At 69.6% G+C, this 20,072-nt stretch carries 14 protein-coding genes; 10 read left to right on the plus strand and 4 right to left on the minus strand.

Annotated elements, in window-relative coordinates:
- Window positions 1-45 precede the first annotated feature (45 nt).
- On the plus strand, window positions 46-1,464 hold the full coding sequence (locus IEY95_RS28260) for a sugar porter family MFS transporter (protein WP_189188974.1): 1,419 nt from the start codon (window positions 46-48) through the stop codon (window positions 1,462-1,464).
- A 107-nt stretch (window positions 1,465-1,571) separates the two neighbouring features.
- Here the strand turns inward: IEY95_RS28260 and IEY95_RS28265 are convergent, their stop codons facing one another.
- Window positions 1,572-2,546, minus strand: coding sequence for an LLM class flavin-dependent oxidoreductase (locus IEY95_RS28265; RefSeq protein WP_189188975.1), 975 nt, complete (start codon window positions 2,544-2,546; stop codon window positions 1,572-1,574).
- A 47-nt stretch (window positions 2,547-2,593) separates the two neighbouring features.
- Entirely contained in the window at window positions 2,594-4,054 is a 1,461-nt protein-coding gene (locus IEY95_RS28270) for a cytosine permease (RefSeq protein ID WP_189188976.1), read from the minus strand.
- Between the two features lie 147 nt (window positions 4,055-4,201).
- On the opposite strand from IEY95_RS28270, the gene ftsY reads away from it, so the two are divergent.
- Window positions 4,202-5,413 carry a signal recognition particle-docking protein FtsY gene (gene ftsY / locus IEY95_RS28275; protein WP_189188977.1) on the plus strand — a complete coding sequence of 404 codons (1,212 nt, stop codon included), beginning with the start codon at window positions 4,202-4,204 and terminating at the stop codon, window positions 5,411-5,413.
- 108 nt (window positions 5,414-5,521) lie between these two features.
- On the opposite strand, the gene IEY95_RS28280 is transcribed toward ftsY, so the two are convergent.
- Complete coding sequence (locus IEY95_RS28280) at window positions 5,522-6,184, minus strand: bifunctional DNA primase/polymerase (protein ID WP_189188978.1); 663 nt, start codon at window positions 6,182-6,184, stop codon at window positions 5,522-5,524.
- Window positions 6,185-6,631: 447 nt separating this feature from the next.
- On the opposite strand from IEY95_RS28280, the gene nsdA reads away from it, so the two are divergent.
- The 6 genes from nsdA to ftsH all read left to right on the plus strand — a co-directional run bounded on the left by nsdA (window position 6,632) and on the right by ftsH (window position 16,329).
- Window positions 6,632-8,107: a transcriptional repressor NsdA gene (nsdA, locus tag IEY95_RS28285; RefSeq protein WP_189188979.1), complete on the plus strand. Its 1,476-nt coding sequence runs from the start codon at window positions 6,632-6,634 to the stop codon at window positions 8,105-8,107.
- A gap of 335 nt (window positions 8,108-8,442) precedes the next feature.
- Window positions 8,443-9,780, plus strand: coding sequence for an ammonium transporter (locus IEY95_RS28290; RefSeq protein ID WP_189188980.1), 1,338 nt, complete (start codon window positions 8,443-8,445; stop codon window positions 9,778-9,780).
- On the plus strand, window positions 9,777-10,115 hold the full coding sequence (locus IEY95_RS28295; RefSeq protein WP_054235369.1) for a P-II family nitrogen regulator: 339 nt from the start codon (window positions 9,777-9,779) through the stop codon (window positions 10,113-10,115). The genes IEY95_RS28290 and IEY95_RS28295 overlap by 4 nt, the downstream gene beginning before the upstream one ends.
- A 40-nt stretch (window positions 10,116-10,155) precedes the next feature.
- Window positions 10,156-12,600, plus strand: coding sequence for a [protein-PII] uridylyltransferase (locus tag IEY95_RS28300; protein ID WP_189188981.1), 2,445 nt, complete (start codon window positions 10,156-10,158; stop codon window positions 12,598-12,600).
- 132 nt (window positions 12,601-12,732) lie between these two features.
- Window positions 12,733-14,283, plus strand: a complete 1,551-nt coding sequence (gene ffh / locus IEY95_RS28305; protein ID WP_189188982.1) for a signal recognition particle protein — start codon at window positions 12,733-12,735, stop codon at window positions 14,281-14,283.
- A 120-nt stretch (window positions 14,284-14,403) separates the two neighbouring features.
- On the plus strand, window positions 14,404-16,329 hold the full coding sequence (ftsH, locus tag IEY95_RS28310) for an ATP-dependent zinc metalloprotease FtsH (protein WP_189188983.1): 1,926 nt from the start codon (window positions 14,404-14,406) through the stop codon (window positions 16,327-16,329).
- Between the two features lie 191 nt (window positions 16,330-16,520).
- On the opposite strand, the gene IEY95_RS28315 is transcribed toward ftsH, so the two are convergent.
- On the minus strand, window positions 16,521-17,378 hold the full coding sequence (locus IEY95_RS28315; protein WP_189188984.1) for an SAM-dependent methyltransferase: 858 nt from the start codon (window positions 17,376-17,378) through the stop codon (window positions 16,521-16,523).
- A 198-nt stretch (window positions 17,379-17,576) separates the two neighbouring features.
- On the opposite strand from IEY95_RS28315, the gene proS reads away from it, so the two are divergent.
- Both proS and IEY95_RS28325 read left to right on the plus strand, forming a co-directional pair.
- Window positions 17,577-18,992 carry a proline--tRNA ligase gene (proS, locus tag IEY95_RS28320; protein WP_189188985.1) on the plus strand — a complete coding sequence of 472 codons (1,416 nt, stop codon included), beginning with the start codon at window positions 17,577-17,579 and terminating at the stop codon, window positions 18,990-18,992.
- Window positions 18,993-19,243: 251 nt separating this feature from the next.
- Window positions 19,244-19,840, plus strand: a complete 597-nt coding sequence (locus IEY95_RS28325; protein ID WP_054235363.1) for a hypothetical protein — start codon at window positions 19,244-19,246, stop codon at window positions 19,838-19,840.
- Window positions 19,841-20,072 lie beyond the last annotated feature (232 nt).

A 20,072-nucleotide genomic window follows, 5' to 3' on the forward strand; every position in this document is an offset into this window, starting at 1 on the left:
GCCCCCACCCCCCGGCAGCGAGGCCGGTGGCCCGAGGAGTTTCACGTGACCAGCACTTCGCAGGCACCCCCATCAGGAGCCAGGACGGCTCACCCCGAACATCTCGGGCACGTCATCTTCATCGCGGCGGCGGCCGCTATGGGCGGCTTCCTGTTCGGCTACGACAGTGCTGTGATCAACGGCGCCGTCGAGGCCATCCGAAGCCGCTACGACATCGGCTCCGCGGCGCTTGCAGAGGTCATCGCCATCGCGCTGATCGGCTGTGCCATCGGCGCCGCGACCGCGGGCCGCATAGCCGACCGCATCGGCCGCATCCGCTGCATGCAGATCTCCGCCGTCCTGTTCACGGTCAGCGCCGTCGGTTCCGCGCTGCCGTTCGCGCTGTGGGACCTCGCCTTCTGGCGCATCATCGGCGGTTTCGCCATCGGTATGGCCTCCGTCATCGGCCCCGCCTACATCGCCGAGGTCGCCCCGGCCGCGTACCGCGGACGTCTCGGCTCCTTCCAGCAGGCCGCGATCGTCATCGGCATCGCCATCTCGCAGCTGGTCAACTGGGGCATCCTGAACGCCGCCGGCGGCGACCAGCGCGGCGAGCTTCTCGGCGTCGAGGCCTGGCAGGTCATGCTCGGCGTCATGGTCGTCCCGGCCGTCCTCTACGGTCTGCTCTCCTTCGCGATCCCCGAGTCGCCGCGCTTCCTGATCTCCGTCGGTCGCGACGCCCGCGCCCGTGAGGTGCTGCAGGAGGTCGAGGGCAAGGACGTCGACCTGGGCGCCCGTGTGCTGGAGATCGAGCACGCCATGAAGAGCGAGCACAAGTCGACCTTCAAGGACCTGCTGGGCGGCACCTTCTTCTTCAAGCCGATCGTCTGGGTCGGCATCGGCCTCTCGGTCTTCCAGCAGTTCGTCGGCATCAACGTCGCGTTCTACTACTCCTCGACGCTGTGGCAGTCGGTCGGCGTCGACCCGGCCGACTCCTTCTTCTACTCGTTCACGACGTCGATCATCAACATCGTCGGCACCGTGATCGCCATGATCTTCGTCGACCGGATCGGCCGTAAGCCGCTCGCGCTCATCGGTTCCGTGGGCATGGTCATCGGCCTCGGACTCGAGGCCTGGGCCTTCTCCTTCGACCTCGTCGACGGCAAGCTGCCGGCCGCCCAGGGCTGGACCGCCCTGATCGCCGCACACGTCTTCGTCCTCTTCTTCGCCCTCTCCTGGGGTGTCGTGGTCTGGGTCTTCCTCGGCGAGATGTTCCCGAACCGGATCCGCGCCGCCGCGCTCGGCGTCGCCGCCTCCGCACAGTGGATCGCCAACTGGGCCATCACCGCGAGCTTCCCGTCGCTGGCCGACTGGAACCTCTCCGCGACCTACGTGATCTACACGATCTTCGCCGCGCTCTCCATCCCCTTCGTGCTCAAGTTCGTGAAGGAGACGAAGGGCAAGGCCCTGGAGGAGATGGGCTGAGCCTCCTGAGAAAGGCTCCCCGAAGCTCGGGGAGAAGGGCCAAGTCCCCGCTGCCCCTCTCCTCGTACTCGTAAGAGACGTACCGCCCCGGCTCCGCCCTCGATTCCTCAGAGGTCCTTGAGCCGGGGCAGTACGTTTTCGCAGAACAGGTGCAGACTGCGCCAGCCCTCGTCGATCGGCATCCCGCCGGACAGCGGATGCAGCACGAAGTTGTCCAGGCCCTGTTCCACGCAGGCGTCGGGCGTGAGGATCCGGTAGACGCCCTCGGCACGCAGCTCGTCGACCGTCGTGGCCGCCGATTTCACGGCCGAGCGGATGTCGCCGGACTGCCAGGAGGCGTACGTCCGCGCCTCGTGCAGGAAGTGCCCGCCGTACTCGGCCCATGCCCGGTCCGGGTCCTCGGCGATGTGCAGCAGCGGGGTCTCGGCGGCGGGCATCATGGTCCAGCCCTCGGTGCCGTACTCGATGAGCCGCTCCTTGTAGTACGCCTCCAGCTCGGGAAGGTGGGCGCTGGGGAAGAACGGCAGCCCGAGCCGGGCGGCCCGCCGGGCCGCGGCCTTGGACGAACCGCCGACCAGCAGCAGGGGGTGCGGATCCGAGAAGGGGCGAGGAGTGACCCGAACCGTACGGCCCCGGTACGCGAACTCCTCCCCGGTCCACGCCTTCAGTACCGTCTCCAGCAGCTCGTCCTGGAGTGCGCCGCGCCGCTTCCAGTCGACGTCGAAGAGGGCGTACTCCTCGGGCCGGTAGCCGATACCGGCCACCGTGACGAGCCGTCCGCCGCTGAGCAGATCGAGTACGGCGATGTCCTCGGCGAGGCGCAGCGGGTCGTGCAGCGGACCGATGATTGCGGAGACGGTGACCGCGATGTGCCGGGTCGCGCCGAAGACCGCGCCGGCGAACGCGAACGGCGAGGGCAGCCAGTTGTTGGCGACGCCGTGGTGTTCCTCGGTCTGCACGGTGGTGATCCCGCGGTCGTCGGCGTACGCGGCCATCTCGACCGCCGCCTTGTAGCGGGCACTGAGCGACGCGGGTGCGGCGTCGGGGTCAACGAGGTTGAAGCGTACGACGGTTACGGGCATGGGGAGTCCCCCTTCGGGTGTGAAGGGGGACAGTAGCTGACGGTGCGTCAGACAGCCATAGCGGCGGGCTCTTTGACGGGCTCGGCCTCGGGCGCGACCACCGCGGGCTTCGGCAGGACGACGTACAGGAGGAAGGAGACCACGATCGTCGCCACCCAGCCGAGGCCGTACTCGCCGATGGGGTTGTTCGAGGCCAGCGGGCCCGTGAACCAGTCGGACGCCGTGAACAGCAGTCCGCTCCCCAGGCCCACCGCCCACGCGGCGACCGCGGCGGGACTGAAGCCGCCCCGGTACCAGTACGCGCTGGTTCGCGTGGTGTCGAGCAGGGCCCCGGCGTCGTACTCCTTGCGGCGCAGCATGTCCGCTCCGAACACGCCCACCCATGCCGAGAAGGCGATGGCCAGCAGTGACAGGAACGCGATGAACGAGCCCATGAAGCTGGTCGCGACCAGCATCAGGATGCCGCCGAAGACCAGCGAGATCACGGCGTTGACCGAGACCGCCCAGTGCCGCGGCACCTTGAAGCCGAGCGTCTGCGCGGTGAATCCCGCCGAGTACATCGACATCGCGTTGATCAGCAGCATGCCGACGAGGGCGATCAGCAGATACGGCACCACGATCCACAGCGGCAGGATCGCGCCGAGGAAGGAGACCGGATCGGCGGCCGAGGCCAGATCCGGCGTGGAGACCGCCATGACGGCGCCCATCAGGACCAAGGGCAGGACGACGATGCCGGCGCCGCCGACGGAGTTGCGCACGATCGCCGCGGACGACGCCGTAGGCGGCAGATAGCGCGTGAAGTCGGGGGAGGAGGGCACCCAGCTGATGCCGCCCGCGGCGATGAGGCCGACGCCCGTGATCATCAGGGACGTCTGGCCCGCCGCCTGTCCGAAGACCTTGCTCCAGTCCGTGTCCACGATCAGATAGCCGAGGACGAGCACCGAGAAGCCGCCGAAGAGGTACGTCGCCCACTTGTTGCATTTCTGGACGGCGTTGATGCCGAGGCCCGAGATCGCGAACGTCGTGATGACGAAGAGCAGCAGCGTCACGATGATCAGGAACGTGTTGCTCTTGATGCCGAAGAGAATGTCGAGGACGGTGAGCAGCGCGTAGGCGCCGGTCACCGCGTTGATCGTCTCCCAGCCCCAGCGGGCGATCCAGATCAGCGAACCGGGCAGGAGATTCCCGCGCTGACCGAAGACCGCGCGTGAGAGGGCCATGCCGGGAGCGCCGCCACGTCTGCCCGCGATGCCGATCAGTCCGACCAGGCCGTACGACACGATCGGCGCCGCGACGCCGACGACCAGGGCCTGCCAGAAGTTGAGTCCGTATGTGGCGGCCAGGGTCGCGCCCATGGTCAGCAGCAGGACGCTGATGTTGGCGGCAACCCAGGTGGGGAACAGGTCGCGGGTTCTCGCGGTGCGTTCGGAGTGGGGGACGGGCTCTATGCCTCGGGTTTCGAGGGCAGGAGTCTCAAGGGCGCCATCGGAGGGCACGGTGGTGCTCATGGCGAATCATCATACTTTGCAATGAGTGCCTCCTTCTTGCGGCGTATGTCCACTTGTGACCTATGCCCTTCGGAGGAAACTACGGAATCTCGTCCGGAGCAGGGAATCCGCCTCCCGCGGAAGGGATGGCCGATACTGGGGGACGTTATGGAAACCGTCATCCTTGTTGTAGTCATCGCCCTGGTGGTGATCGGCGCGCTCGGCGGGCTCATCGTCGGCAGCCGCAAGCGGAAGCAGCTGCCCCCGCCGCCCCCCGCCGCCCCCGACATCACCGCCCCTCCGGCCGAACCGCACGTCGGCGACGAGGCCGAGACGCCGCGCGAAGAACCGCGCCGCACGATCGAGGAGGTGGATCTTCCCGAGGGCTCGGCGGGCGCGCCGGTCGCCGTCGAGGAACCCCCGTCCCTTGTCGAAGCTCCCGCGATCGAGATCCCGGAGCCGACCGCCGGACGTCTCGTACGTCTGCGCGCCCGTCTCTCCCGTTCGCAGAACGCGCTCGGCAAGGGGCTGCTCACGCTGCTCTCGCGCGAGCACCTCGACGAGGACACCTGGGAGGAGATCGAGGACACGCTGCTCACCGCCGACGTCGGAGTGCAGCCCACCCAGGAGCTGGTCGAGCGGCTGCGCGAGCGCGTCAAGGTGCTCGGCACGCGTACTCCGGACGAGCTGCGCGGCCTGCTGCGCGAGGAGCTGCTCAATCTGCTCGGCACCGACTTCGACCGCACCGTCAAGACCGAGCCCGAGGCCAGCAAGCCCGGCATCGTGATGGTCGTCGGCGTCAACGGCACCGGCAAGACCACCACCACAGGCAAGCTCGCCCGTGTCCTGGTGGCCGACGGCCGCACCGTCGTCCTGGGTGCCGCCGACACCTTCCGTGCCGCCGCCACCGAGCAGCTGCAGACCTGGGGTGACCGGGTCGGCGCCTTCACCGTGCGTGGGCCCGACGGCGGCGACCCCGCTTCCGTCGCCTTCGACGCGGTCAAGGAAGGCAAGGAGATGGGCTACGACGTCGTGCTCATCGACACCGCGGGCCGGCTCCACACCAAGACCGGCCTCATGGACGAGCTCGGCAAGGTCAAGCGCGTCGTCGAGAAGCACGCGCCGCTGGACGAGGTGCTGCTGGTGCTCGACGCCACGACCGGGCAGAACGGTCTCGTGCAGGCCCGCGTCTTCGCCGAGGTCGTCGACATCACCGGCATCGTGCTGACCAAGCTGGACGGCACCGCCAAGGGCGGCATCGTCATCGCGGTGCAGCGCGAGCTGGGCGTGCCGGTCAAGCTGGTGGGTCTGGGCGAGGGCGCCGACGACTTGGCGCCGTTCGAGCCGGAGGCCTTCGTGGACGCGCTCATTGGCGAGTAATCCCGGCTTACGCGAAGAAGAAGGGCCCCGCCGCATGGTGCAGATGAGGCGGGGCCCTTCGCTGTTGTCGCCCGGCGGGCATCGGGCGCGCGACCTGTCTGCCGGGAGCTACACGCGCGACCGATGCGCCACGTACGCCAACGTGCCGAGCAGCAGCCGTGCCTGCGGTGGCTTCGTCGCCGAGTCCAGGGCGGGGGAGCGCAGCCACCGGACCGGGCCGAGGCCGCCTCGGTCGGAGGGCGGGGCTGTGACATATGTGCCGGGGCCCAGACCGTGCAGGTCGAGGGAAGCGTCGTCCCAGCCCATCCGGTAGAGCAGCTCGGGGAGTTCGGCAGCCGCGCCGGGGGCGACGAAGAAGTGGGCGCGGCCGTCCGGGGTGGCCGTGACCGGTCCGAGCGGGAGCCCCATGCGTTCGAGGCGGGCGAGCGCGCGGCGCCCGGCGGGTTCGGCGACCTCGATCACGTCGAAGGCGCCGCCGACCGGCAGCATCACCGCGGCCCCCGGGAACTCGGCCCAGGCCTCGGTCGCCTCGTCGAGGGTGGCGCCGACCGGGATGGTCGGCGCGAAGTCCAGCGGATGCGCGCCCGGTGCGGGGCAGTCGGCCTTGCCGCACGAGCACGCCCCGGCGGCGGCCCGGGCGCCAGGAACCACGTCCCAGCCCCACAGCCCGGTGAACTCGGCCACGGCGGTGCACTCCGACGAGCGGCCGCGGCGCCGCGAGCCGGGCCGGATTTCGCGCATCCCCCGACTGCTGCCGATCGTGAAGCCCATGCCCCCTCCAACGGGTTCGACGCACCGGTGGTTACGTCAGGGAAGCGGAACGTAACCCTCTGTTCGCAACTTCCCCGTGCCGCGCGGTCCAGGCGGCGCTTTGTGGTGCCCCGGGTGGTGTGCTCGGCGCCGTGCGCCCCAGCGCACACCGCTCCGCCCACTTTCAGTCGTCCTATGTCAAGTGAATCGCGCACTGGCGACCCAGAGTTCATTCGAAGGGGTGGCGAATGGTGGCGTTTCCGGGATCGCCATGGCTGGACGGGTGATCGTAGGATTACTTTGAGTGCACGAGTCCTGGGGACGTATGCACTCGTGGGTATGCCAAGGGCAAGTCGGCTTCCCGTTCGAAGGGTGAGAACTGCCGGACGCGCGGCCGTATTTACCGGCATTCTGATAGGGCTTGGGCGCACGCAGCGTGCAAGTGGTCTCAGGGATGGGGGCGTTCCAGTGGGCGGCAACGGCGGAAGCGGGACGAACGCTGACAAGCGCCCCAATGAGCTGCTCGGCTCGTGGTTCGTGCGTAGCGGCTGGTCGAAGGGCGAGCTCGCACGTCAAGTGAACCGCAGGGCCCGCCAGTTGGGGGCCAATCACATCTCCACGGACACCTCGCGGGTGCGCCGCTGGCTGGACGGGGAGAACCCGCGGGAGCCGATCCCGCGCATCCTGTCCGAGCTGTTCTCCGAGCGCTTCGGCTGTGTCGTCGCCGTCGAGGATCTCGGTCTGCGCGCCGCCCACCAGTCACCGTCCGTGTCCGGAGTCGACCTGCCCTGGACCGGCCCGCAGACCGTGGCGCTGATCGGCGAGTACTCGCGCAGCGACCTGATGCTGGCGCGCCGCGGCTTCCTCGGCAGCTCGCTGGCGCTCTCCGCCGGCCCGGCGCTCATCGAGCCCATGCAGCGCTGGCTCGTGCCCACGCCCACACCGCCGCACGAGGAGTTCGAGCCCCCGGCCTCGACCCGCCGCGGTGGCCGGCTCTCCAAGCCCGAGCTGGACCTCCTGGAGTCCACCACCGTCATGTTCCGGCAGTGGGACGCCCAGTGCGGCGGCGGCCTGCGCCGCAAGGCGGTTGTCGGCCAGCTGCACGAGGTGACGGACCTACTGCAGGAGCCCCAGCCCGCCGCGACCAACAAACGCCTGTTCAAGGTCGCCGCGGAGCTGGCCGAGCTGGCGGGCTGGATGAGCTACGACGTGGGGCTCCAGCCGACCGCGCAGAAGTACTTCGTGCTCGCCCTGCACGCCGCGAAGGAGGCGGGCGACAAGCCGCTCGGCTCGTACATCCTCTCCAGCATGAGCCGCCAGATGATCCACCTCGGCCGGCCCGACGACGCCCTCGAACTCATCCATCTCGCGCAGTACGGAAGCCGTGACTGCGCGAGCCCGCGCACCCAGTCGATGCTGTATGCGATGGAGGCCCGCGCCTACGCGAACATGGGCCAGCCCGGAAAGTGCAAGCGGGCCGTCCGGATGGCCGAGGACACCTTCGCCGACGTCCATGAGTGGGACGACCCGGACCCCGACTGGATCCGCTTCTTCTCGAAGGCCGAGCTGTACGGCGAGAACTCGCACTCCTACCGTGACCTCGCCTATGTCGCCGGGCGCAGCCCCACGTACGCGTCCATGGCCGAGCCCCTGATGCAGCAGGCCGTCGACCGCTTCGGCACGGACCAGGAGCACCAGCGTTCGTACGCACTCAACCTCATCGGCCTGGCCACCGTGCACCTCCTGCAGCGCGAGCCCGAGCGGAGCGCGGTGCTGGCCAAGGAGGCGATGGCGGTCGCCAAGAAGGTGCGCTCGGAGCGTGTCAACACTCGTATCCGAAAGACGGTCGACACGGCGGCCCGCGACTTCGGGGACCTCGCCGAGGTCATCGATCTCACCGACCAGCTCGCCATCGACCTGCCGGAGACCGCCGAGGCGGTCTGAACGGACCGCGTGAGCGGCCCCGCCCCAGTACTCCGGCCACGGCCGGCTGTCCCGAACTGCCCGACTCGGCTCCCCCCATGCCAGGTCATCGGACGGCCGTCCGTGGCCGGTTTTTCGCCTTCCAAGAAGGTTGCGCCACGATAACGATCGCTCGGCCCGGCATCAGGCAGTTCATGGACGCGTAACACACAGGACCTCTTCGTCACTGGTGCGAAACATCGAGGGGCTTCGACGGAAACGGCGCTGCGTCAATCTCATGGCGCATAACCGGCCCGCCCCTCACGCCCACTCAGGCTTCGCCCGCACGGGGCCGTACCAACGACGAGGAGACGCCGATGGCACCAGCCATCACCCTTGCCGCAGAAGCACCCAAGCTGTCTGCCGCCAACACAGGGTTCATGCTCATCTGTTCCGCCCTGGTGCTGATCATGACACCCGGCCTGGCCTTCTTCTACGGAGGCATGGTCCGCGTCAAGAGCACCCTGAACATGCTGATGATGAGCTTCATCAGCATGGGGATCATCACCATCCTGTGGGTGCTGTACGGCTTCTCCGCCGCCTTCGGTACCGACCACGGCTCGTTCATCGGTTGGACCTCCGACTGGGTCGGCCTCAGCAACATCGGCCTGACGCAGCTGTGGGACGGCTACACCATCCCGATCTTCGTCTTCATGGTCTTCCAGCTGATGTTCGCGATCATTACGCCGGCGTTGATAAGCGGCGCGCTCGCGGATCGCGTGAAGTTCACCGCCTGGTCCCTGTTCATCGCCCTGTGGGCCACGGTCGTGTACTTCCCGGTCGCCCACTGGGTCTGGGGCGCCGGCGGCTGGGCCTTCGACCTGGGCGTGATCGACTTCGCCGGTGGTACGGCGGTCCACATCAACGCGGGTGCCGCGGCGCTCGGCGTGATTCTGGTCATCGGCAAGCGCGTGGGCTTCAAGAAGGACCCGATGCGTCCGCACAGCCTCCCGCTGGTCATGCTCGGCGCCGGTCTGCTGTGGTTCGGCTGGTTCGGATTCAACGCCGGTTCGTGGCTCGGCAACGATGACGGCGTCGGCGCGCTGATGTTCGTCAACACGCAGATCGCCACCGCCGCCGCCATGCTGGCCTGGCTCATCTACGAGAAGATCCGCCACGGCGCGTTCACCACGCTGGGTGCCGCCTCGGGCGCCGTCGCCGGTCTGGTCGCCATCACCCCCTCGGGTGGTGCGGTCTCCCCGCTCGGTGCGATCGCCGTCGGTGTCATCGCCGGTGTGCTGTGCGCCATGGCCGTCGGCCTGAAGTACAAGTTCGGCTACGACGACTCGCTCGACGTCGTCGGCGTCCACCTGGTCGGCGGTGTCGTCGGCTCCCTGCTGATCGGTCTCTTCGCCAGCGGCAAGGGCCAGTCCACCGTGGAGGGTCTCTTCTACGGCGGCGGCATGACGCAGTTCTGGAAGCAGTGCGCCGGTGTCTTCGCCGTCCTGGCCTACTCCCTCATCGCCTCCGCGGTCCTCGCCTTCCTGATCGACAAGACGATCGGTATGCGGGTCACCGAGGACGAGGAGATCGCCGGTATCGACCAGGCCGAGCACGCCGAGACCGCATACGACTTCAGCGGGGCGGGTGGCGGCGTCGTCGGAGCCGCCGTATCCGCCCTCGCGGGCACGGAGAGCAAGAAGGTGGACGCATGAAGCTCATCACCGCCGTCGTGAAGCCCCACCGGCTCGACGAGATCAAGGAGGCCCTGCAGGCCTTCGGGGTACACGGTCTGACGGTCACCGAGGCCAGCGGCTACGGTCGGCAGAGGGGCCACACCGAGGTCTACCGTGGCGCCGAGTACACGGTCGATCTGGTCCCCAAGATCCGCATCGAGGTGCTGGCCGAGGACGACGACGCCGAACAGCTCATCGACGTCGTCGTGAAGGCGGCCCGCACCGGCAAGATCGGTGACGGCAAGGTCTGGTCCATCCCGGTCGAGACAGCCGTCCGGGTCCGGACCGGCGAACGCGGCCCGGACGCGCTCTAACCGGACCCGCTCGAAGAGGAAGAAAGACAGGAGTCGCTGGGTGACGAGTACGGACATGCGTACGGAAGCAGAGGACTCGGGACCCAGCGGCTACGCGGCGGCCCGGCTGCGCCTCCTCCAGGAGGAGGCGCGGTCCGGGCCGCCGCGCCGTGCTGCCCTCGCGGAACTCACCGACGACTGGCTGACCGGCCTGTTCACCGCCGGCTCCGAGGGGGCGCGCGGGGTGTCGCTGGTCGCCGTCGGCGGCTACGGACGCGGCGAACTCTCGCCCCGCAGCGACCTCGATCTGCTGCTCCTGCACGACGGCAGCGACTCCGGCGCGGTCGCCGCCCTCGCCGACCGCATCTGGTACCCGGTCTGGGACCTGGGTCTCGCCCTCGACCACTCCGTCCGTACGCCCGTCGAGGCACGCAAGACCGCGGGCGAGGACCTCAAGGTGCAGCTGGGGCTGCTGGACGCCCGGCATGTCGCGGGCGACCTCGGCCTCACCGCCGGATTGCGTACGGCCGTCCTCGCCGACTGGCGCAATCAGGCGCCGAAACGTCTCCCCGAACTCCAGGAGCTGTGCGTCGAACGGGCCGAGCGCCAAGGAGAGCTGCAGTACCTCCTCGAACCGGACCTGAAGGAGGCGCGCGGCGGGTTGCGCGACGCCACCGCCCTGCGCGCCGTCGCCGCATCCTGGCTCGCGGACGCGCCCCGCGAGGGCCTCTCCGACGCCCGGCGCAGGCTCCTCGACGTACGTGACGCGCTGCATCTCACCACCGGACGCGCCACCGACCGCCTCTCGCTCCAGGAGCAGGACCAGGTCGCCGCGGAACTGGGGCTGCTGGACGCCGACACCCTGCTGCGCCAGGTGTACGAGGCCGCGCGCGTCGTCTCGTACGCCAGTGACGTCACCTGGCGCGAGGTAGGGCGCGTGCTGCGTTCACGCGCCGTTCGTCCGCGCCTGCGCGCCATGCTGGGCGGCTCCAAGCCCGCCGCGGAGCGTTCCCCGCTCGCCGAGGGTGTGGTCGAGATGGACGGCGAGGTGGTGCTCGCGCGAGCCGCACGCCCCGAGCGCGATCTCGTACTTCCGCTCCGCGCCGCGGCTGCGGCGGCGCAGGCGGGGCTCCCGCTGTCCCTGCACGCAGTACGTCGCATGGCCGCCGCGGCGCGCCCGCTGCCCACGCCCTGGCCCGCCGAGGCCCGCGAACAGCTCGTCACGCTCCTCGGCTCGGGCCGCCCGACCGTCGAGGTCTGGGAGGCGCTGGAGGCGGAGGGACTGATCACCCGGCTCCTGCCCGACTGGGAGCGGGTCCGCTGCCGGCCGCAGCGCAACGCCGTGCACATCTGGACCGTCGACCGCCACCTCATCGAGACCGCCGTCCGCGCCTCCGAGCTCACCCGCCGCGTGGGCCGCCCCGACCTCCTGCTCGTGGCCTCTCTGCTGCACGACATCGGCAAGGGCTGGCCCGGCGACCACTCCGTGGCGGGCGAGATCATCGCGCGGGACGTCGCCGCCCGGATCGGCTTCGACCGCGCGGACGTGGCGGTGCTCGCCGCCCTCGTACGCCACCATCTGCTGCTCGTCGACACCGCGACCCGGCGCGACCTGGAGGACCCGGCCACGGTCCGCTCGGTCGCCGAGGCGGTCGGCTCGCAGGGCACCCTCGAACTGCTGCACGCCCTGACCGAGGCGGACGCCCTGGCCACCGGCCCCGCCGCCTGGTCCTCGTGGCGCGGCTCCCTCGTCGCCGACCTGGTCAAGCGGGTTTCGGCCGTACTCGCCGGGGACGACCCCGAGGAGCCCGAGGACGCGGCGCCCACCGCCGAGCAGGAGCGGCTCGCGATCGAGGCGTTCCGTACGGGCGGGCCCGTACTCGCGCTGCGCGCGCAGACCGAGCCACCGGCCGAGGAGACCGCCGGCGACCCGGAGCCGCTGGGCGTGGAGCTCCTCATCGCCGTGCCGGACCAGCCCGGCGTGCTCCCCGCGGTCGCGGGCGTCCTCGCCATGCACCGGCTGACCGTCCGCACCGCCGAGCTGCGCGCCCTGGACCTGCCCGACGGCGTGCAGGGCTCGGTACTGCTGCTCAACTGGCGGGTCGCCGCCGAGTACGGGTCCCTGCCGCAGGCCGCCCGCCTGCGCGCCGATCTCGTACGCGCCCTGGACGGTTCCCTCGACATCACGGCCCGGCTCGCCGAACGGGACGCCGCCTACCCCCGCCGCCGGGGGACGGTCGCGCCGCCGCCCCGTGTGACGGTCGCCTCGGCGGCCTCTCGCCACGCCACGGTCATCGAGGTCCGTGCCCATGACGCCCCCGGTCTGCTGCACCGCATCGGGCGGGCCCTGGAGGACGCGAACATCCGGGTGCGCAGCATGCATGTCTCCACGCTCGGCGCGAACGCCGTGGACGCCTTCTACGTGACCGGCCCGAAGGGCGCGCCCCTGCCGGGGGAGGAGGCGGCTTCGGTCGCCCGCGCCCTGGAGGAGACGCTGCGGGGTTAGGGCCTGTCCCGTACGGGATCGGGGGGGGTGCCCCCGGTCTCGTACGAACGCGGTGGAGACCGCACCGCACGCGGCCAGATACCCTGGAGGGCGATTCCCTTCGCCCCCGACCCCTGAGGACCGACGAGCGCCGTGTTCGATACTCTCTCCGATCGCCTCTCAGCGACGTTCAAGAACCTGCGGGGCAAGGGCCGGCTGTCCGAAGCTGACATCGACGCCACCGCACGCGAGATCCGTATCGCGCTCCTCGAGGCCGATGTGGCCCTGCCGGTCGTGCGGACCTTCATCAAGAACGTCAAGGAGCGCGCGCTCGGTGCCGAGGTCTCCAAGGCGCTGAACCCGGCCCAGCAGGTTCTCAAGATCGTGAACGATGAGCTCGTCACGATCCTCGGCGGCGAGACCCGCCGCCTCCGGTTCGCCAAGAACCCGCCCACCGTGATCATGCTCGCTGGTCTGCAGGGTGCCGGTAAGACGACCCTCGCGGGCAAGCTCGGCAAGCACCTCAAGGACCAGGGCCACTCGCCGCTGCTCGTCGCCGCCGACCTCCAGCGCCCGAACGCCGTGAATCAGCTCAGCGTCGTCGCCGAGCGCGCCGGCGTCGCGGTCTACGCGCCCGAGCCGGGCAACGGCGTCGGTGACCCGGTCAAGGTCGCCAGGGACTCCATGGAGTTCGCGAAGACCAAGGTCCACGACATCGTGATCGTGGACACCGCGGGCCGCCTCGGCATCGACCAGGACATGATGCAGCAGGCCGCTGACATCCGTGACGCGGTCTCGCCGGACGAGATCCTCTTCATCGTCGACGCGATGATCGGTCAGGACGCGGTCAACACCGCCGAGGCCTTCCGCGACGGCGTCGGCTTCGACGGCGTGGTCCTGTCGAAGCTCGACGGTGACGCCCGAGGCGGCGCGGCCCTCTCCATCGCGTCGATCACCGGCAAGCCGATCATGTTCGCGTCGAACGGCGAGAAGCTCGACGACTTCGACGCCTTCCACCCGGACCGGATGGCATCCCGCATCCTCGACATGGGTGACCTGCTCACCCTGATCGAGCAGGCGGAGAAGACGTTCAGCCAAGAAGAGGCCGAGAAGATGGCCTCCAAGCTGGCGTCCAAGAAGGGCCAGGACTTCACCCTGGACGACTTCCTGGCCCAGATGGAGCAGGTCCGGAAGATGGGCAGCATCAGCAAGCTGCTCGGCATGCTCCCCGGCATGGGCCAGATCAAGGACCAGATCAACAACCTCGACGAGCGCGACGTCGACCGCACGGCCGCGATCATCAAGTCGATGACCCCGGCCGAGCGCCAGGAGCCGACGATCATCAACGGCTCGCGCCGCGCCCGTATCGCCAAGGGCTCCGGCGTCGAGGTCAGCGCCGTCAAGGGCCTGGTCGAGCGCTTCTTCGAAGCCCGCAAGATGATGTCCCGGATGGCTCAGGGCGGCGGCATGCCCGGGATGCCCGGGATGCCGGGCATGGGTGGCGGCCCCGGCCGCACCAAGAAGAAGGCGAAGCAGGCCAAGGGCAAGCAGCGCTCCGGCAACCCGATGAAGCGCAAGCAGCAGGAGCTGGAGGAGGCGCAGCGCCGCGAGGCGGGCGCCCAGGGCGGCAACGCGTTCGGTCTGCCGCAGCAGGGTGGCCAGGACTTCGAGCTGCCGGACGAGTTCAAGAAGTTCATGGGCTGACGGTTCTTCGCGTACGGGCCTCTGTGCCGGTACGTCACTGGGGGCACCCCTCGTCCGAGGGGTGCCCCCAGTCTGTTGTGTGCGGGTGCTGGTGCGCATTTAGTGGCGTAACGTCCGAATATGAGCAACTCTGTGCCGCCGCGCAAGGCACCTGACCAGCCGTGGCGTACCGAGGGCACACCGCCGGAGCCGACCGGGTCGCCCTCCGGGAAAAGGAGGATGCCCGGCGGTTGGATAGGCCTGACCATCGCCGCCCTGGTCGTGTTCGTCATCGCCATCCTGGGGCTGTCCTTCTTCAACGAGGGCAACGGGCCGACGATCTCGTACACGGAGTTCAGCAAGCAGGTCGACAACGGCAACATCACCAAGATCTACTCCAAGGGCGACGCGATCCAGGGCCAGCTCAAGAAGGCCCAGGACAACCCGGAGGGCGGCGGGAAGTACACCAAGTTCCAGACCCAGCGCCCGTCCTTCGCGGACGACAAGCTCTGGCAGAACCTGGAGAAACACCAGGTCGCGGTGACCGCCTCACCAGTGGTCCAGCAGCGCAGCTTCCTCTCCAACCTGCTGCTCTCCCTCGCCCCGATCGTGCTCCTGGTGGTGCTGTGGGTCTTCTTCGCCCGACGGTTCCGGGCGGGCATGGGCAGCGCGGGTGGCATGCTCGGCCGCAAGGCGCCCCCGAAGCCGGTCGAACTGCAGCCCGGCGCCCCGCGTACGACCTTCGCCGACGTGGCCGGCATCGACGAGGTCGCGGGTGAACTGAACGACGTCGTGGACTTCCTCAAGAACCCGGACGCCTACCGCAGGATGGGTGCGAAGATGCCGCGCGGCGTACTGCTCGCCGGTCCGCCGGGTACGGGCAAGACGCTGCTCGCGCGGGCCGTGGCGGGGGAGGCGGGGGTTCCCTTCTTCTCGGCCTCGGCCTCCGAGTTCATCGAGATGATCGTCGGCGTCGGCGCGTCCCGCGTCCGCGAACTGTTCGCCGAGGCCCGCAAGGTGGCCCCCTCCATCATCTTCATCGACGAGATCGACACGATCGGCCGGGCGCGGGCGGGCGGCTCCGGCATGGGCGGCCACGACGAGCGCGAGCAGACGCTGAACCAGATCCTGACCGAGATGGACGGCTTCTCGGGCTCCGAGGGCGTCGTCGTCATCGCCGCCACGAACCGCGCGGACATCCTGGACCCGGCGCTCACCCGCCCCGGCCGCTTCGACCGCATCGTCAACGTCGCGCCCCCCGACCGCGGCGGCCGCGAGGCGATCCTGGAGATCCACACCCGCGACATTCCGTTGTCTCCCGATGTGGACCTCTCCCAGGTGGCCCGTACGACTCCGGGCATGACCGGAGCGGATCTCGCGAATCTCGCCAACGAGGCGGCTCTGCTGGCGGTCAAGCGCAAGCAGGATCAGGTCATGCCGACGGACCTCTCCGAGGCGCTGGAAAAGGTACAGCTGGGCGCGGAACGCGCACTGGTCATGCCGGAGGCGGAGCGCCGCCGCACGGCCTACCACGAGAGCGGCCACGCCCTCCTCGGCATGCTGCAGCCGGGCGCGGACCCGGTCCGCAAGGTCACGATCGTCCCGCGCGGCCGGGCCTTGGGTGTGACGTTGTCGACCCCGGAAGCGGACAGGTACTCGTACACGGAGGAGTACCTGCGCGGCCGCATCATCGGCGCCCTGGGTGGCATGGCCGCCGAACACGTCGTCTACGGAGTCGTCACCACGGGCTCGGAGAACGACCTCGAACAGGTCACCAACATCGTCCGCGGCATGGTCGCCCGCTGGGGCATGAGCCAACGAGTCGGCCGGCTCTCCGCCCTCCCGAACGACGCCCAACAGGCCTACGGACTCGCGGCTGCGCCCGCGACCCTCGACTCCATCGACCACGAGATGCGCCGGATCGTCGACGAGTGCTACGAGGAGGCTTGCGACAAACTCCGCGAGCACCGTGACCAACTCGACGCCCTCGCGGAAGCGCTCCTCGCGAACGAAACGCTGGAGGAGGCGGAGGCGTATCGCATCGCGGGGGTGAAGAGGCTGGAGTAGGGGTCTTTTTCATCCCCGCGCCCCGTCAGGAGCGCGGGGAACTGCGCGACAAGCCCCCACTCGCCGGCAGTCGAAGAGCAACCCTGCGGGGTCTGGGGCGCAGCCCCCGGGAGGATGGGGGTCCCCCGCTCGAGCGAAGCCGAGAGCTTGGGGAAGGGCAGGGGCGGAGGGGGCGAAAGACGCCTGTGACCTCAGCCCGTACGAGCGATCAGATACCGGAACACGTTGGGCATCCACACCGTCCCGTCCCGCCGCTGATGCGGATGAAGCGCCTCGGTCAGCTCCTTGTCGACCTGCACCTGATCGGTGGCGTCGACCGCCGCGTCGAACAACCCCGTCGACAGCAGCCCCCGCACCGCACTGTCCACATCGGCATACCCGAACGGACAAGCAACCCGACCGGACCCGTCCGGCCGCAACCCGGCCCGCTGGGCGACCTCCTCCAGGTCGTCCCGACAGGCGGCCCGCCAACTCCCCGCCCCCCGCAGGGGATCGGCCAACTTGGTGGCGACCCGCAGCACGGCGGAGGTCGTGCACCGCTCGGGCGGCCCCCACCCGACCAGCACCACAGGCGCCCCCCGCTCGGCAAGCGGCGTGGCCGACCCGAGCAGCGAACCCAGCACTTCGGAGTCCCCGGCCACGCACCCGATCGGCTCGAACGCCGTCACGAGGTTGTACGCCGGCGCCCCCGCGACGGCCGCGTCCGCGGGGGACCCGTCCACGAGCCGAGTGTCCGCACGCGCGCGTGTGCTCCATGCCTCCGGCAGCAACCGCTCCCGCGCGAGGGCCAGCCGCTCGGGCGACGAGGAGTCGACACCCGTGACGGCGGCGCCCCGACCGGCCGCCATCAGAAGGGCGAGCCCCGACCCGCAGCCGAGGCCGAGCAGCCGCGTCCCGCTGCCCACTTCGAGTCGCTCGTAGACGGCCTCGTAGAGCGGCACCAGCATCCGCTCCTGGATCTCGGCCCAGTCACGCGCGCGTGCAGACTGATTCACCCGGGGTACCGCCCCCGCGTGAGGTAGATGCTGCCGCACGAGCGTAGGTGTCATCGAAAGCGCCCCAATCCACCGAGAGTTGCCGCTGTGCCCCGTTTCCATGGCCCCCGTGCAGTGCGCCGCACTCCCCCCGTATGTCAGGTAACTCCGCGCTCGACGTGGCGTCCAGGGGTTGCGGCGCCCGGCTTGTGCGCTCCCCGTGCGCGCCGCGAGAATTCACATTCCGGCAACGTGGCCCCGTACCATCGCCGCATGGCAAAGGCACCCGTTCTTACGCCCCAGGCGGCCGATTTCCCGCGCTGGTACCAGGACCTGATCAACAAGGCCGAGTTGGCCGACAACGGGCCGGTGCGCGGCACCATGGTCATCCGACCGTACGGGTACGGGCTGTGGGAGCGGATGCAGCAGGAGATGGACGCCCGCATCAAGGAGGCGGGCGCCCAGAACGCGTACTTTCCCCTCTTCATCCCGCAGTCGTATCTGACGAAGGAGGCCGAGCACGTCGAGGGCTTCGCCCCCGAGCTCGCGGTCGTCACGCACGGCGGCGGCAAGGAGTTGGAGGAGCCGGTCGTCGTCCGCCCCACCTCCGAGACGATCATCAACGACTACTTCTCCAAGTGGGTGCAGAGCTATCGCGACCTGCCGCTGCTGATCAACCAGTGGGCGAACGTGGTCCGTTGGGAGATGCGCCCGCGCGTGTTCCTCCGTACGACGGAATTCCTCTGGCAGGAGGGCCACACCGCCCACGCCACGTACGAGGACGCCCGCGACTACGCCGCGTACATCCACGAGAAGGTCTACGCGGACTTCATGGTGAACGTCCTCGGGATCGACGTGGTGCTCGGGCGCAAGACACCCAGCGAGCGCTTCGCGGGTGCCATCAACACCCTCACGCTCGAATCGATGATGGGTGACGGCAAGGCCCTCCAGATGGGCACCAGCCACGAGCTCGGGCAGAACTTCGCCAAGGCCTTCCACACCCAGTACCTGTCCAAGGACGGCAAGCAGGAGCTCGTCTGGCAGACCTCCTGGGGGTCGTCGACACGCATGGTGGGTGGCCTGATCATGTCGCACGGCGATGACAATGGGTTGCGGGTGCCGCCGCGGCTCGCCCCCGTACAGGCGGTCGTCCTCGCGATCAAGGGGGACGATGCGGTTCTGGCCAAGGTCCGCGAAATCGGCGACCGGCTGAAGGCGGCGGGTGTACGCGTCCAGGTGGACGACCGTACGGACACCCCGTTCGGGCGCCGCGCCGTCGACTGGGAGCTCAAGGGCGTACCCGTACGCATCGAGGTCGGCCCCCGTGACCTGGAGAGCGGCACCGCGATGCTGGCCCGCCGCATCCCCGGAGGCAAGGAGCCGGTGGCGATCGACGCGCTCGTGGGCCTGCTCCCCACGGTGCTCGAAGAGGACCAGGCGTTGCTTCTGAAGCAGTCGCGCGAGCGCCGCGAGTCCCGTACGTCGGAGGTGTCGACGATCGAGGAGGCCGCCGAGGCGGCCACCGCCGGCGGCTGGGCGCGCATTCCCTGGGCCGACCTCGGCGAAGAGGGCGAGGCCAAGCTGGCCGAGCACTCCGTGACCGTACGGTGTCTGGTCGCCGAGGACGGGTCGGTGCCCGACGCCGACGACGCACCGGGTAACGTCGCCGTCGTCGCGCGCGCTTACTAAGTAGCCCCCGAGGGCGACCGAAACGCCTCTTGCGCATCTGCAGACCTCAGGTGCCCCGGCGCGCGGACACCGTCTACGCGCCGGGGCGTACGTATGCCTACGTACCGCCTTGGTACGAGCTGTGAGGCTTCTCCGCAGATCAGCGCACCCGCCCTCGTCAGGACGCATCAGCGGCAACTGACGGGTACGTGCAAATTATTTGGGATGCCCCGGAATAGGAACACAGAGGCACCCCGGCTCGTTGTCATTACGTGAGCACGACACCACCTGTTCTCGCCGCAGAGCTGGCAGGGGCGTGGGCCGACATTCAGCGGCACCACCCCGAACTGCCCGATCTTGCCGCGCCAGAGTCCCTGATCGGAGAGTCGTCGTCCGCCTGCGGGCACGAACTCTCCTTCGAGCGACTGCTTCATGAGGCAGTCCACGGCATCGCCGCCGCCCGAGGAGTCCGCGACACCTCGCGCGCCGGCCGCTATCACAACCGCAGATTCCTCGCGATCGCGGAGGAGTTGGGCCTCGACCACCCCGAGGAGCCGCATCCCAGCAGCGGCTTCTCCCTGGTCACGCTCAACCCCGAGGCCAAGCGGCGCTACCGCCCGACGATCGAGCGCCTGCAGCGCGCGCTCAAGGCCCACACGGCCGCGACCGCCGCAGACACCGCCCGCTCGTTCCGCGGCCCGGCCGCCCGCCACGGCTCCTCCGGAGGAGGCGTCCGCGTCAAGGCGGTGTGCGACTGCGGCCGCAACGTACGGGTCGTCCCGTCGGTACTGGCCCAGGCACCGATCGTGTGCGGGGGATGTGGAAAGCCGTTCCGGATCCCGGAGGTCGTGGGCGCGGCCGCCTCGTAGCCCCCGGGCGGGAGTGCCGCTGGGACGGCGCCCGTCCCGAGGAGAGGCGGCACCCGGTAAGCGCCGGGTTGCGCAGTCGTCGGCAGCGATCGGTAGCGGCATCTCGTGGATGCCGGTAGGCGCGGCCGACGTCGGACTCATCCCGGCGCCGAGTGCCGCTCAGCCGTGCTCCGGCGGCGGGCTGTCCGGTGAAGGCGCCCCGCCAGGATGTGGCACAATGGCTAGCTGTACT

The organism is Streptomyces albiflavescens (assembly GCF_014645835.1).
Lineage (GTDB): Bacteria > Actinomycetota > Actinomycetes > Streptomycetales > Streptomycetaceae > Streptomyces > Streptomyces albiflavescens.